17 protein-coding genes are annotated in these 12,490 nt (G+C 57.0%); 8 read left to right on the plus strand and 9 right to left on the minus strand.

The window, feature by feature from the left end; genetic code table 11:
* Position 1: 1 nt before the first annotated feature.
* Together kdsA and AC2FJE_RS07685 are read left to right on the plus strand one after the other, a co-directional pair.
* Positions 2–835, plus strand: a complete 834-nt coding sequence (kdsA, locus tag AC2FJE_RS07680; RefSeq protein WP_282168938.1) for a 3-deoxy-8-phosphooctulonate synthase — start codon at positions 2–4, stop codon at positions 833–835.
* Positions 836–849: 14 nt separating this feature from the next.
* A complete protein-coding gene (locus AC2FJE_RS07685; protein WP_496755202.1) occupies positions 850–2,346 on the plus strand; it encodes a phosphomannomutase/phosphoglucomutase in 1,497 nt (498 codons plus the stop codon).
* Between the two features lie 56 nt (positions 2,347–2,402).
* Here the strand turns inward: AC2FJE_RS07685 and AC2FJE_RS07690 are convergent, their stop codons facing one another.
* The gene (locus AC2FJE_RS07690) at positions 2,403–4,352 is read right to left on the minus strand and encodes an AsmA family protein (RefSeq protein ID WP_496755204.1); all 1,950 of its coding nucleotides are present in this window, start codon (positions 4,350–4,352) and stop codon (positions 2,403–2,405) included.
* Positions 4,353–4,445: 93 nt separating this feature from the next.
* Between AC2FJE_RS07690 and rimO the strand changes: the two genes are divergently transcribed.
* A complete protein-coding gene (gene rimO, locus AC2FJE_RS07695; protein ID WP_496755206.1) occupies positions 4,446–5,834 on the plus strand; it encodes a 30S ribosomal protein S12 methylthiotransferase RimO in 1,389 nt (462 codons plus the stop codon).
* A gap of 609 nt (positions 5,835–6,443) precedes the next feature.
* Here the strand turns inward: rimO and AC2FJE_RS07700 are convergent.
* Positions 6,444–6,632: a hypothetical protein gene (locus AC2FJE_RS07700; protein WP_058275732.1), complete on the minus strand. Its 189-nt coding sequence runs from the start codon at positions 6,630–6,632 to the stop codon at positions 6,444–6,446.
* Between the two features lie 215 nt (positions 6,633–6,847).
* Between AC2FJE_RS07700 and AC2FJE_RS07705 the strand changes: the two genes are divergently transcribed.
* Positions 6,848–7,090, plus strand: a complete 243-nt coding sequence (locus tag AC2FJE_RS07705; RefSeq protein ID WP_058275570.1) for a CDGSH iron-sulfur domain-containing protein — start codon at positions 6,848–6,850, stop codon at positions 7,088–7,090.
* Here AC2FJE_RS07705 and AC2FJE_RS07710 read toward each other — a convergent pair whose 3' ends face one another.
* From AC2FJE_RS07710 to AC2FJE_RS07725, 4 genes are all read right to left on the minus strand, one after another.
* On the minus strand, positions 7,091–7,351 hold the full coding sequence (locus AC2FJE_RS07710) for a DUF6455 family protein (protein WP_058275569.1): 261 nt from the start codon (positions 7,349–7,351) through the stop codon (positions 7,091–7,093).
* Between the two features lie 66 nt (positions 7,352–7,417).
* Positions 7,418–7,693, minus strand: a complete 276-nt coding sequence (locus AC2FJE_RS07715; RefSeq protein WP_496755210.1) for a DUF6455 family protein — start codon at positions 7,691–7,693, stop codon at positions 7,418–7,420.
* A gap of 68 nt (positions 7,694–7,761) precedes the next feature.
* On the minus strand, positions 7,762–8,130 hold the full coding sequence (locus AC2FJE_RS07720; RefSeq protein WP_282168942.1) for a YigZ family protein: 369 nt from the start codon (positions 8,128–8,130) through the stop codon (positions 7,762–7,764).
* Positions 8,127–8,834 carry a M48 family metallopeptidase gene (locus AC2FJE_RS07725; protein ID WP_496755212.1) on the minus strand — a complete coding sequence of 236 codons (708 nt, stop codon included), beginning with the start codon at positions 8,832–8,834 and terminating at the stop codon, positions 8,127–8,129. The genes AC2FJE_RS07720 and AC2FJE_RS07725 overlap by 4 nt, the downstream gene beginning before the upstream one ends.
* A gap of 122 nt (positions 8,835–8,956) precedes the next feature.
* Here AC2FJE_RS07725 and AC2FJE_RS07730 point away from each other — a divergent pair, with 122 nt between their 5' ends.
* Complete coding sequence (locus AC2FJE_RS07730; RefSeq protein ID WP_058275565.1) at positions 8,957–9,205, plus strand: DUF8831 family protein; 249 nt, start codon at positions 8,957–8,959, stop codon at positions 9,203–9,205.
* Here the strand turns inward: AC2FJE_RS07730 and AC2FJE_RS07735 are convergent.
* Entirely contained in the window at positions 9,193–9,468 is a 276-nt protein-coding gene (locus AC2FJE_RS07735; RefSeq protein ID WP_109313354.1) for a DUF167 domain-containing protein, read from the minus strand. The genes AC2FJE_RS07730 and AC2FJE_RS07735 overlap by 13 nt on opposite strands.
* Positions 9,469–9,606: 138 nt before the next feature.
* On the opposite strand from AC2FJE_RS07735, the gene AC2FJE_RS07740 reads away from it, so the two are divergent.
* A complete protein-coding gene (locus AC2FJE_RS07740) occupies positions 9,607–10,185 on the plus strand; it encodes a nitroreductase family protein (protein ID WP_496755214.1) in 579 nt (192 codons plus the stop codon).
* Complete coding sequence (locus AC2FJE_RS07745) at positions 10,182–10,880, plus strand: EI24 domain-containing protein (protein WP_496755216.1); 699 nt, start codon at positions 10,182–10,184, stop codon at positions 10,878–10,880. Before AC2FJE_RS07740 ends, AC2FJE_RS07745 begins: the two co-directional genes overlap by 4 nt.
* A gap of 3 nt (positions 10,881–10,883) precedes the next feature.
* On the opposite strand, the gene AC2FJE_RS07750 is transcribed toward AC2FJE_RS07745, so the two are convergent.
* Both AC2FJE_RS07750 and mce read right to left on the minus strand, forming a co-directional pair.
* Positions 10,884–11,159 (minus strand): DUF1467 family protein, encoded by a 276-nt coding sequence (locus AC2FJE_RS07750; protein ID WP_058275562.1) that lies wholly within the window; start codon positions 11,157–11,159, stop codon positions 10,884–10,886.
* A 21-nt stretch (positions 11,160–11,180) separates the two neighbouring features.
* Positions 11,181–11,585 (minus strand): methylmalonyl-CoA epimerase, encoded by a 405-nt coding sequence (gene mce, locus AC2FJE_RS07755; RefSeq protein ID WP_496755218.1) that lies wholly within the window; start codon positions 11,583–11,585, stop codon positions 11,181–11,183.
* A gap of 134 nt (positions 11,586–11,719) precedes the next feature.
* On the opposite strand from mce, the gene AC2FJE_RS07760 reads away from it, so the two are divergent.
* Positions 11,720–12,436 carry a response regulator gene (locus tag AC2FJE_RS07760; RefSeq protein WP_496755220.1) on the plus strand — a complete coding sequence of 239 codons (717 nt, stop codon included), beginning with the start codon at positions 11,720–11,722 and terminating at the stop codon, positions 12,434–12,436.
* The last annotated feature ends 54 nt before the right edge of the window (positions 12,437–12,490 follow it).

The raw sequence follows: 12,490 nt of genomic DNA on the forward strand, positions 1-12,490 counted from the left end.
CATGAAACATGTAAAAATCTCCGACCTCACGGTCGGCAATGATCTGCCTCTGACGATCATTGCCGGCCCCTGTCAGCTTGAAAGCGCGGATCATGCGCAGATGATCGCAGGCAAAATGAAAGAAGCCTGTGATGCCGCCGGTGCGCAGTACGTCTTTAAGGCCTCGTATGACAAGGCGAACCGGACATCAATTTCAGGTGTCCGTGGGCCCGGAATTGCCAAAGGACTGGACATTCTGGAAGGTGTGAAAAAACAAATTGGGGTGCCTGTCCTGACTGACGTACATACGCCAGAGCAATGCTCAGACGCGGCCAGTGTTTGTGATGTTTTGCAGATTCCCGCGCTATTGTGCCGTCAAACCGACTTGGTGTTGGCCGCAGCCCAAACAGGCGCAGCGATCAATGTCAAAAAAGGGCAATTTCTGGCACCATGGGATATGGCGAACATTGTCGCCAAGATCGAGAGTGTTGGTAACTCGAATATTCTGCTGACAGAACGTGGCACCTCGTTTGGGTACAACACCTTGGTGACAGATATGCGCTCGCTCCCGCAGATGGCGGCGACAGGCTATCCGGTTGTGATGGACGCAACCCACTCGGTTCAGCAGCCTGCAGGGCTTGGAGGTTCGACCGGCGGTCAGCGTGAATTTGCTCCGGTGATGGCACGCGCAGCCGCCGCCATCGGCGTAGGTGCTGTGTTTATTGAAACACACGAAGACCCGGACAAGTCTCCGTCAGACGGGCCTAACATGATCTATCTGGATCAAATGCCTCAATTGATTGACACATTGATGCGCTTTGATGCATTGGCCAAGGCCAATCCTATACAGATTTAAGCAAGAGCAATAGCATGACCAAACCCATCCCAGAGGTGACCCCGAACACCTGGAGTTTTCTGCGCGATCCGATGATCAAGCCAACCGGCTTTCGCGAATATGACGCGCGCTGGAAATACCCGGAAGAGATCAACCTGCCCGGCATGACCGCGCTTGGCTTGGGTCTGGGCACACAGATGCGCAAGCGTGGGATCGAACCGGTGATCGCGGTGGGTAATGACTATCGCGACTACTCACTGGCGATCAAAAACGCGCTGATCCTGGGCCTGATGCAGGCGGGTATTCAGGTTAAAGATATTGGCCCTGCGCTTAGCCCGATGGCCTATTTCGCGCAATTCCATCTGGATGTGCCGGCCGTGGCCATGGTCACAGCCAGCCACAACCCTAACGGCTGGACCGGCGTCAAGATGGGCTTTGATCGTCCTTTGACACACGGCCCCGACGAGATGTCAGAGCTCCGCGACATCGTCCTGAACGGTGAAGGCACCCCGCATGAAGGCGGAACATACGAATTCGTTGATGGTGTAAAAGAAGCCTACATCGACGATCTGGTCGGCGATTTCAAAATGTCCCGCCCCCTGAAAGTCGTGTGCGCAACTGGTAATGGAACGGCTTCGGCCTTTGCGCCTGAGATTTTCGAGCGCATTGGCGTCGAAATGGTGCCCAGCCATACCCAATTGGATTATACTTTCCCCCACTATAACCCCAACCCCGAGGCTATGGAGATGTTGCACGACATGTCCGCCTCTGTGAAAGCCAGCGGTGCCGATCTGGCTCTGGGCTTTGACGGCGACGGCGATCGCTGCGGTCTTGTGGATGATGAGGGGGAAGAGATCTTCGCCGATAAGGTCGGAGTGATCATGGCCCGTGATCTGGCCAAATTGTATCCGAACTCGACCTTTGTGGCAGATGTGAAATCCACTGGTCTGTTTGCCAGCGACCCCGAACTGCAGGCCCTTGGTGTCAAAGCGGATTATTGGAAGACCGGGCACAGCCACATGAAGCGTCGGGTCAAAGAGATCAATGCGCTGGCCGGCTTTGAGAAGTCTGGTCATTACTTTCTGGCTGAACCTATCGGGCGCGGCTACGACTGCGGGATGCGCGTCGCCGTTGAGATCTGCAAGCTGATGGATCGCAACCCGGATCAAAGAATGTCGGACTTGCGCAAGGCGCTGCCAAAAACCTGGTCTACGCCGACCATGTCACCCTATGCCGCCGATACAGAGAAATATGACATTCTTCAGCGGCTGGTCGACAAGCTGGTTGCAAAAGCTGATGCCGGAGACAGTTTTGCCGGTCGCGCGATCAAAGAGGTTGTCACCGTCAACGGCGCTCGTGTTATTCTGGACAATGGCAGCTGGGGTTTGGTGCGCGCATCCTCGAACACTCCGAACCTTGTCGTGGTCTGCGAAAGCAGCGAGAGCGAGGATGAAATGCGCGCAATCTTTGGCGATATCGACGCGGTCATTCGCACGGAACCCGGTGTGGGCGACTACGATCAGACCATCTAAGTGCTACTGCGTTTCGGGGCACCTTCTGCCCCGACGCCCTTGCGTATCGGCGCTGATTAGTTACCGCCAAACAGCTTCAGCAGCCCCTTGTTCACTTCGTCTTCCAGTTTGTTCTTGATCGCGTCTTCGATCTGATCGCTGTCCGTAATCGTCGTATTCAGCTCGTCCCCGACCTTGTCCAAAACTTTCTGCTTGGCCTCATCTTCAAGCTCTTTGGCCTTTCCTTCAGCAACAGCTTCGATGACTTTGGTTAGATCCGGCTTGATCGACGGGTCGCTCCACGGCCCGACAATTTTCACTGGTACCGCGATGCCGTTTCCCGAATTCGCGCGCAGCGCCACAGGTGTGAAAAGATAGTCGATATCGCGGTTGCCGATTCCGACCCGACCGGAACCGTCGGCCCGGAAGTTATCCAGCGACATCAACAGGTCGTTGTTCCACAACACCCCTTGATCCATGGTGAAGCTGGCAGACAAGCTGTTGAACACGGTTGTGCCGCGCTCGCCCCCGCTGCGGCCCATCAGGCGGTCCAGATCAAATCCCGAGATCACGCCCTTGCCCACGTCCACACGACCCTTGCCGCTGAGTGAGCGCATAATCTGATCCTCGGTCTGTCCAACTCCCAGAAATTCAAACGACCCTGATCCGGTGCCGGACAACCGCTCGATCCCGCCAAGGGCGGACAGAGCTTGCTGCACATCCATGCCATCCGCGGTCAGATTGCCGCCGACCGATAAACCGTTCCGGTTGTTGGCGACCACTTGCCCGTTCAGATGCCCTGAAAACAATGTGGCAGGGTTCATCTGAAGAACCGCTCTGGATCGATCAAGGTTAAGCGTCAGATCGCTGGGTCCCAGCGTCAGACCCGGTACGGCAATGGAATTGGCTTTGAGGCGGATTTTGCCATTCGCCAAGGCCAGCGCAGACGCATCAATCGGGGTGGTCGACCACCCTTGGTCAGGTGACGGCGCCGACCCGCCGCCAGCGCCACCAGGCGTATCATTGAAATGAGTAAGATCCAGGTCACCGCCTTCCAGCCGCGCGGTAATCTGCGGCGGGTTCGAGATAACGATATCTGCCTCACCAGTCAGGCGATTATTATCCAGCAACGCCACCAAATTGCGCAGCGAAATCCGACCATCGCTGGTATAGGTCATTTGCCCGGCCACGTCGGCCTCGCGCCCCAGACCCAATGGCACCCCAACACCGGCCTGACCAAAAGCAGCCAGCATACGTTCCGTGTTCGTCGTTTTGGCCAGCATTCTGCCATCCATTTCACCAGCCAGATTGACCCGGCCTGCAAAACCGAACTCTCCGCCGGGCGCGGTCATGGTCAAATCCAGCGGCGTTACCGCGCCGGACGCGTAAGCTGGCAGATCTTGAATCTTGAGGTCGACATCGACCGCCCCCCCGGGCACTGCCATCTGAGCCTGAACCTGCAGAGGCGCCGAAACGTCCGGCCAACTGGCCGCCAGATCGACATTGGCAAAATCGAATTTAGTTGCGCCGTTTTCGATATAGACCAAACGTGCATTCGTCAGCTTCAGATGATCCAGCGTCACCTCGCCCTGCTGCCCTTGCGGTGCCGCGCCGCTTGTGGCGCCTACCGAGGCTGCGTTTGCGGGTGCCGAAAGCTCCCAATTCCCGCGCCCATCCGAAAGTTCCAACCGCAGAACCGGATTATCGGCGACCACCCGTTTGATGCGCAGGTCCCCTGAGATCAGCGCGGCAGCATCAACCCCCACGGCCAGGCTTTCGGCGCTTAGCATGGGTTCAGGACCGGCCCATTGCGCATTTCCAAAAGTCACCGGACCAGTTTCCAGCCCCAGCACGGGCCAGAAAGACAGGTTCACATCGCCCGTAAGCTTCAGGTCGCGCCCGGTTTGGGTGCGGACCTGCTCAGCCAATATGGTGGCCAGCTTGTCGCCGGGCATCAGCAGCAATGCCCCGATGACCAAGCCAAAAACCGCCACCAACAGGAAAACTATGCGCAACAGCCACTTCATATTCTGCTCTCCGCCTTTTTCATGCGTTAAAAAGATCATCCAAAGCCTGCGCCGCATTTGCAAGGGGAAGCGTTCCCCACTATATGCCGCGCAATGACAACGAACCCGCCAAACCTCCGCCCCGACCTGGCGCCTGCCGCCCGGATCCCCGAGACGCCACGTTCGAACCAGCCGACCATCGGTATGGTCTCTTTGGGCTGCCCTAAGGCTTTGGTCGACAGTGAGCGTATACTGACCCGCCTGCGTGCCGAAGGATACGGCATCTCGCCCGACTATTCAGGCGCGGATGCCGTGATCGTGAATACCTGCGGGTTTCTGGATAGTGCCAAGGCCGAGTCGCTGGACGCTATTGGTGAGGCATTGGTGGAGAATGGCAAAGTCATCGTGACCGGCTGTCTGGGTGCGGAACCGGATTACATCCGCGAACATCACCCGCGCATAATGGCCGTTACCGGCCCTCACCAATACGAGCAGGTGCTGGATGCAGTGCATTCGGCAGTGCCGCCTGATCCTGACCCGTTTGTGGACCTGCTGCCCGCCGCAAGTGTGCAACTGACACCACGCCATTACAGCTATCTCAAGATATCCGAGGGCTGTAACCACAAATGCAAGTTCTGCATCATCCCCGACATGCGCGGCAAACTGGCCAGCCGCCCAGCCCACGCGGTACTGCGCGAAGCTGAAAAGCTGGTCGACAATGGTGTACGAGAATTGCTGGTGATCTCGCAGGATACATCCGCCTATGGGTTGGATCGGAAATACGATGTGAACCCGTGGAAGGACCGCGAGGTGCGCAGCCACATCACCGATCTGGCGCGTGAGCTGGGGCAGTTGGATGCCTGGGTTCGGCTCCACTATGTCTACCCCTACCCGCATGTTCGCGAGTTGATCCCCCTTATGGCAGACGCCGGATCCAACATCCTGCCCTATCTGGATATTCCGTTCCAGCATGCCCATCCGGACGTTCTGAAACGTATGGCGCGCCCGGCAGCGGCAGCCAAGACTTTGGAGGAGATCGCCGCATGGCGCGCAACCTGCCCGGACATCACGCTGCGGTCGACCTTTATCGTCGGTTATCCGGGCGAGACCGAGGCCGAGTTCCAGACCCTTCTGGATTGGATGGACGAGGCGCAACTGGATCGTGTTGGCTGCTTCCAATACGAAAACGTCGATGGCGCGCGATCAAACGACCTCCCGGATCACATACCAGCCGAGGTCAAACAAGAGCGTTGGGACCGCTTCATGGAAAAAGCGCAGGCCATCTCCGAGGCTAAGCTGGCCGCCAAGGTTGGCCAGACCATCGACGTGATCGTGGACGAGATTGATGACGAAGCCGCCACGTGCCGCACCAAGGCAGACGCGCCCGAGATCGACGGGAATCTGTTCATCGATGAGGGTTTTGATGACCTGAAACCTGGTGACATCGTGTCGGTCGAGATTGATGAGGCCGGCGAATACGATTTATGGGGTACACGCACCTAAGCCAAATGTGCCGTTCACCCTAGATAGGCAGAGCGTGATTTAAGTTTATTGGCTTGAGACGGGATTTTCCCGGACCATGAATAAAAACCTCAACTCGCTAGAAGGAGGGTTTTCATGGCGTACCTTCGTGCCATCTCTTTCAATTGCATGGCCGCTATACTTGCGTCCCAACTTTTTGCCGTCCCGGCTACCGCAGGCAGCATCACCGTCGAAACGAGCGGCCAAGTTGTTGTTGGGTCAAATTCGCAGAATGCTCATAGCCGCAATAATATCCGCATTCACCGGCACTATTACTCTCCGAAAGTCTACACACCCAAAGTCTACCACCCAAAACCGGTTCCTAAGAACGCGCCCTACGTTCAGCAAAAGCTAAAAAAGAAATCCTATCGCTACCTTTATGCGCCACGGTACGGGTCAAAGCGTCAACACTATCACCGCAAGTCATTTGGACACGGTTACTGACGGCTGGTGAGGTGATGATTGCCAATTATCGACGTATTCTGATCCGAGTCCGCGTCAGCACAAAGCGGGCACAAAAAAACCGCCCAACAAGGGCGGACGGCTGCGTTGAGTAAGCGGGCGGCCAAAACAAGACCGCCCGCAGAATTCTTACTGAGCGACCGGGTTACAGATGGTCTGTCCCGCTTCGGTCGTGGCCAGCTCGGTTCCAGCCGGGCAGCTCGGTGTGCCGAACTTGTCGTACTCAGGTGTGATGTAAACCGGCGTCGGCTCTTCCTGCTGCGAGCATGCAGCCAGAACCAGGGCAATTGCGCTAACGGCAGCAAATTTAAGTTTCATGTCCGTCATTCCTCTAAAAATTTTCTCATATTGCCCTATTATCTGGGGCCAGTCTCAAAATACGACCTCGTTGATATTATTGCAACAAAATCAATCACAGATTCGTGAGAGCGGCAAAACCATGCTGCTTACATAAAGAAACATAAGCGCTCTACACGCCCCGCGCGAAGGCCTTATAGTTGTTTCACGACATTAGCCAAAAGCGGAGCAGCCACATGTCAGATCAGCCGAAACCTGCCCAAAAAGCCCCCTACCCGGTCGAAGTGACCGAAGGGAAAACCTATTTCTGGTGTGCCTGTGGCAAGTCAGAGCGTCAGCCCTTCTGCGATGGTTCACACAAGGGAACCCAGTTTGAACCGGTGAAGTTTACTGCCGAGACCAGCAAGAAGGTGTTCTTTTGCGGGTGCAAACAAACGGCCAATCCGCCGCTGTGCGACGGTTCGCATTCCAAGCTCTGACTAAGTCTTCAAAGCGTTCAGCGTTTCCGCATTCGCGCAGAATTCAGGGGCCGAATCGGCTTTGACCTGTTGTTTCGACAGCCACAATTCGCATTGGTCGCTGCACCCAGAGGCACGACAGCGCGTCACGATCTCCGCATAACCATTGGTGGTCAACCGCCCCTCGGCCATCGCTTCGGTCAACGAAACATCCATACATCTGGCCACCGACCGGGTTAGCCAAAAGTGTTTCTCCACGTCGCCCAGATTGTCTCGGGTCATTGGCAGATCTGCCTTTTGTTTGCACAAAGCGCCATCAAACGCGGCGATGGCGGGGCATGATTATTCCTAGCCGTCGAGTTTGCTTTCCGACAGCGAAGTGAGGCGGTCAAACAGGGACGTATTCCTGCAGTATTCCGGGGTTTTCTGGTCTTGGGCAGATTGGGCCAGAAACTGCGCGCAATGATCTGGGTTCGAACAATCTCTGCAACGCAGGACCGCATCAGATATCTGGTCAATCGAGACGTCACCGCCTATGGCCGCATCCTCCAGATCGACCCCGACGTGGGTTGCCATCTGGTCGACCAGTTCCGCATGTCGTTTCAGAGTATTTTTGCCAAGCATTGCGCTGTCTCCCTGTCGCACAGTTCTGACAGGATAGCGCAGCGGCCCGAACAGGCATTTGACTCAGGTCAAGACCCGGCGCCGATATGCTCCAGATAGGCGCGGGTGGCATCCTGCACCCTGCGAAAGCGGTCACCGCCCAGCTTTTTACCCCCGTACCAGCGGGTGACAATGATGATGTGGCCCTCCAGTCCGGCCCTTTCGAGCATGCGCAGGATGACCATTCCGGCACCGCTTTCGCCATCGTCGGCCTTGAGAGCCCCTGTCGGCAAGATCGTCGCCCAGGTATTGTGCGTCGCCTTGGCATAGGCTTTGTCGGACTTGAGGTCTTGCAGAACGGCATCCACGTCCTCGCGCGTTTGCACAGCAGCCCCCGACACCGCGTATTTCGATCCACGATCCGTCAGGATTACGCCCAGCCTTGCTATTTGGGTCATTGCGTCAGCCCAAGTTTTCGGGCCGTGTTCTGAACCATCTGCACACGTTGCGCATTCGGCGGATGTGACGCGAGAAAACTGTCCTCCGGGTCCGGGATGCGGTCAAAGTACTTTGCACCGATCAACGGGTTATATCCGGCATTGTAGGTAATGATTGTGCCCAACTGGTCAGCCTCTAGCTCGAAAGCCTTAACATTCAATTGCACACCCACTTCCGCCCCGATTTTCTGCGTGCGCTCCAGGTCTTCTCCCTCTTCTCCAAAGAGCTTGCCCAGATTGTTGAATATGACTGCGCTTTCCTGCGCGTTTTCGGCCTGGCGCGGAATGTGACGCAGCAGATGATGAGCAGTCTCGTGCCCGAGTACAAAAGCCAGCTCATCTGGATTTTGCGCCGACTGAATCATGGATCGGGTCATTATGATCACCGGCTGGCCCCTGTCATCCAAGGTCTGAAACGCATTCGCTTCCGCTTGTGGATTGAGATCAACAAGAACCGTGAAATCACAATTTTTGACTTTGGCCCGCTTCAGACACTCTGCCCGGGCTTCCTTGCCGATGGAGCGGCTGGCATCCCGAACCGCAGCCGCCTCTACCTGATACTCGCCCAAGGTCCCCGACCATTGGGTCGCGGGCTGCAATCGCATCTCGCCAGCACTACAGGCCGCCAGAAAAAGAGGAAGAAACAAACAGATCAGACGATACATTCATAATCCTTTGAAACGGTCGGCCCGTTTTCACGACCATAGCGCGGAGCCGCGCCAATCACCACAGCCCGATTGGTAAGCTACGGGTTGCATTGCATTCGGCTGACCTGCACTCTGCTTTCATGTTTTCGATTGAGCATGAATTCGACTCGACAGTCATTACTCTGGTGGACGAAGGCCCAAAGCCTTTGCAAGAGGATGTCGTCATCAACAGCTTCGCCGAATGTGTGACGCTTGAACAATTGGACCCGCGCACGGATCAGATTCAGAGGATCACGTTATCCCCTGAACAGGTGCGCGATCTGGCGGCGGCTTTGGACTTGCCGGAAGGCGTGTACCAAATCCGGGAAACACCGGATCAGGGTAAATAGACAAATACCTTGTCGCGCGACGCCTGCCCCCGCCTGAGAATCAGAGTAGACGGTGCCACCCCCATGGCCACGGCCAATATGTTACGCGCCGCCTCGTTTGCCTTGCCGTTTTCGGGCGGCGCGGTGACGAAGATGCGAATGTTTCCCTGATCGGTCAAAATCCCATCCTTCGCAGCTTTCGGCGTGACCCGGACCTCGATCCCTTCATCGGGTACGGCGCGCGCGCCCGGATCCGGTACATTTCGCAGCTTTGGTTTGGCCATCTTCCCTCTCTTCTTCTTGAACACCCTTGCACGAACGCTCAGGGAGTGAAATTGATCTCCTGCATCCAGCCACTTGCCCTTGAAACCCGCCAGATGTTCAACCACATACACAACCGCCTATGTAAAGGAAGTTAACATATGTCCTTGAAGAATCCGGCCGCTCTGGAGTTTCTGCAATCGCGCCGGTCGCGCCCTGCAAAAACGCTGATTGAACCCGCCCCCACGCGGGACCAGCTGTTGCCCCTGCTGACCGCCGCTGCACGCAGCCCGGATCATGGCAAGCTGGAACCCTGGCGTTTCATCGTACTCGATAAAGGCGCTATGCCGCGCCTTGCGCAGTTGACCGAAGAATGTGGCTCGGCGCTGGGTAAATCCGCTGAGGACATAGCCAAGGCCCGCAACCAGTTCGACATGGGCCATCTGGCGGTCGCCGTGATCGAGGTTCAAAAACCCTCCGCGAAAATCCCTGCAATCGAACAGACCTATTCCGCTGGCGCAGTGTGCCTGGCTTTGCTGAACGCGGCACTTGCTGCGGGTTGGGGCGCAAACTGGCTGTCCGGTTGGCAGACCCACGACCGCGACTTTTGCCAAAAGGCGTTCGGGCTGCAAGAAAATGAACGCGTCGCGGGTCTGGTTCATATCGCGACCGAGGGCAAAGCACCGCCCGAAAGACCCCGCCCTGACGTGGGTGGGTTGACGCAGTGGGTTTCGGAATGACCATTCTCAACGCCTTTTTTGCGGCACTGGGACAGATCGGCGACCCAAAGTTCCGGGCTGTCCTGTTGCGCGGCGTTGGTCTGACGATCGTTTTGCTGATCGCCGCCTGTGCTTTGGCAATCTGGCTGATCAACCGGCTGTCGGGGAACGAGATCTCTCTGCCCTTTATCGGTGCCGTGCCGTGGCTGAACGACGTGCTGAACTATTCCGGCATCTTTGTCGTCCTGATCCTGCCAATATTTCTGATGGTCCCGGTGGCCTCGGCGATTACGTCGATGTTTCTGGAAGACGTTGCGCAAGCGGTCGAAGACAAGCATTACCCATCTTTGCCAACTGTTCCCGGCATTCCGTTCAGCGAAAGCCTGCGCGACGGGCTGAGCTTCATGGGGGTATTGGTCGTTGCCAATCTGCTGGCCCTGATCCTCTATGCGATATTTACTCCGCTCGCCCCCTTCATCTTCTGGGGCATGAACGGTTTCTTGTTGGGACGAGAATACTTTACGTTGGCTGCCATGCGCAGATTGGGTCGGGAAGGTGCACGTAAGCTGCGCGCCAAACACGCAACGACCATCTGGATGGCAGGTATTTTGATGGCGATCCCGCTATCCGTGCCCCTGGTGAACCTTGTGATCCCAATCCTTGGCGTCGCAACGTTCACCCATATCTACCACAAGCTATCAGGGCCTATGGCTTAAAGATCAACCGCGCGGCTCCAGCTGGTTCAGCCAGTCGAAATCACGCACAGAAATCACGCCGGACAGGATGATGCCTGCTATAATGGCCCAGAGCACCACCGTGATACCGGTGGTGATCCACATCTTTTTCTTCAGGTGATGCTCTTCCGGTGCGCCCGCGTGGGTGCCCGGAACGATATCACCCAGATCGCCCTGCGTCTTGATGCGGATTGGCAGCACCACCAGCAAGGTCATGAACCAGATCACGGCGAACAGAACGGCTGCACCAGTAATCGACATCTCATCCCCTCCGGGGTTAGGTTACACCTGTTCCAGCTCGACCAGGCAGCCGTTAAAATCTTTGGGGTGCAGGAACAGCACCGGTTTACCATGCGCACCGATCTTGGGCTCACCCGAACCCAGCACGCGTGCGCCGGTTTCCTTCAGGTGATCGCGGGCAGCGATGATATCCTCGACCTCATAGCAGACATGGTGGATGCCGCCAGAGGGGTTCTTTTCCAGAAACCCGTTGATCGGGCTGTCATCGCCCATCGGATAGAGCAGTTCTATCTTGGTATTGGGCAGTTCGATGAACACAACTGTGACGCCGTGATCCGGCTCATCCTGTGGCGCGCCGACTTTCGCGCCCAGCGCGTTGCGGTACTGCTCAGAGGCGGCCTCAAGATCGGGTACGGCAATGGCTACGTGGTTCAGGCGACCAATCATGGAACTCTCCTCTGTTCTGCGTTGCAGCGGTTATGGGGGCTGGTTGAACAAAGAACAAGTGCGCCAAATTGCCGTTAACGCCCTGTTAGCCAGAAGTTCCTACCGTGAGGCATCTGCTGATTAGGAGTTCCGCCATGGACGATTCGAGCCCCTTCGCCTCTCCCGCGCAGCCGACGGCCACGCGGCCCCTGCTGGGACAAACTATTTTGGTTGTGGAAGACAGCCGCTATGCCTGCGACGCCATCCGGTTGATGTGCCTGCACAGCGGCGCGCGCATCAGGCGGGCGGACTGCCTGCAATCGGCACGGCGTCACCTGCAGATCTACCGCCCGTCTGTCATCATTGTGGACATGGGTCTGCCGGACGGGTCCGGCACGGATCTGATCGCCGATCTGTCTAAGGCTGCGCCCCGTATTGGGGCCATTCTTGGCATGTCCGGGGATGACCACATGAAACGCACCGCAATGCGGGCCGGTGCTGATGGGTTCCTGGAAAAACCCCTCAAATCGCTGGCCTATTTCCAGACATCCGTTTTGGAACGTTTGCCCGAAGATCGCCGCCCCAGCAGCCTGCATGCCGTCCGGGATGAGATCATTAACGCCGATCCGTTGGCCTATCAGGATGACATGGCCCATATCGCCGACATTCTGGCCGGTCCGAATGATCAGCGCACGCTGGATTACGCGGCACAGTTTCTGCGCGGGGTCGCCCGCGATGCCGACGATACAGTTCTGGCAGAAGCGGCGCAGCGGCTTGCCGAATCCCGGGCAGACGGGACCCCAGTAACGGCCGTGGCCGCTCAGGTCACCGGGATTGTGCAGTCCCGTTTGGAACAGCGTGAGGCGATTTGAGATGACGACCGCTTACTTCATAACCGCAACGATCCTGTGCCTTTGGGTCTACTG

The sequence above is a fragment of the Ruegeria sp. CDSC002 genome (assembly GCF_059610905.1).

Excerpts from the sequence above, each read along its gene's own strand:
- kdsA (WP_282168938.1), top strand. The coding sequence starts at position 2 with ATGAAACATGTAAAAATCTCCGACCTCACGGTCGGCAATGATCTGCCT.
- mce (WP_496755218.1), bottom strand. The coding sequence starts at position 11,585 with ATGATTGGTCGCCTGAACCACGTAGCCATTGCCGTACCCGATCTTGAG.
- AC2FJE_RS07735 (WP_109313354.1), bottom strand. The coding sequence starts at position 9,468 with ATGGCCAAACCAAAGCTGCGAAATGTACCGGATCCGGGCGCGCGCGCC.
- AC2FJE_RS07720 (WP_282168942.1), bottom strand. The coding sequence starts at position 8,130 with ATGACCCAAATAGCAAGGCTGGGCGTAATCCTGACGGATCGTGGATCG.
- AC2FJE_RS07760 (WP_496755220.1), top strand. The coding sequence starts at position 11,720 with ATGGACGATTCGAGCCCCTTCGCCTCTCCCGCGCAGCCGACGGCCACG.
- AC2FJE_RS07715 (WP_496755210.1), bottom strand. The coding sequence starts at position 7,693 with ATGCTTGGCAAAAATACTCTGAAACGACATGCGGAACTGGTCGACCAG.
- AC2FJE_RS07690 (WP_496755204.1), bottom strand. The coding sequence starts at position 4,352 with ATGAAGTGGCTGTTGCGCATAGTTTTCCTGTTGGTGGCGGTTTTTGGC.
- AC2FJE_RS07705 (WP_058275570.1), top strand. The coding sequence starts at position 6,848 with ATGTCAGATCAGCCGAAACCTGCCCAAAAAGCCCCCTACCCGGTCGAA.
- rimO (WP_496755206.1), top strand. The coding sequence starts at position 4,446 with ATGACAACGAACCCGCCAAACCTCCGCCCCGACCTGGCGCCTGCCGCC.
- AC2FJE_RS07700 (WP_058275732.1), bottom strand. The coding sequence starts at position 6,632 with ATGAAACTTAAATTTGCTGCCGTTAGCGCAATTGCCCTGGTTCTGGCT.
- AC2FJE_RS07740 (WP_496755214.1), top strand. The coding sequence starts at position 9,607 with ATGTCCTTGAAGAATCCGGCCGCTCTGGAGTTTCTGCAATCGCGCCGG.
- AC2FJE_RS07730 (WP_058275565.1), top strand. The coding sequence starts at position 8,957 with ATGTTTTCGATTGAGCATGAATTCGACTCGACAGTCATTACTCTGGTG.
- AC2FJE_RS07725 (WP_496755212.1), bottom strand. The coding sequence starts at position 8,834 with ATGTATCGTCTGATCTGTTTGTTTCTTCCTCTTTTTCTGGCGGCCTGT.
- AC2FJE_RS07745 (WP_496755216.1), top strand. The coding sequence starts at position 10,182 with ATGACCATTCTCAACGCCTTTTTTGCGGCACTGGGACAGATCGGCGAC.
- AC2FJE_RS07710 (WP_058275569.1), bottom strand. The coding sequence starts at position 7,351 with ATGACCCGAGACAATCTGGGCGACGTGGAGAAACACTTTTGGCTAACC.
- AC2FJE_RS07685 (WP_496755202.1), top strand. The coding sequence starts at position 850 with ATGACCAAACCCATCCCAGAGGTGACCCCGAACACCTGGAGTTTTCTG.
- AC2FJE_RS07750 (WP_058275562.1), bottom strand. The coding sequence starts at position 11,159 with ATGTCGATTACTGGTGCAGCCGTTCTGTTCGCCGTGATCTGGTTCATG.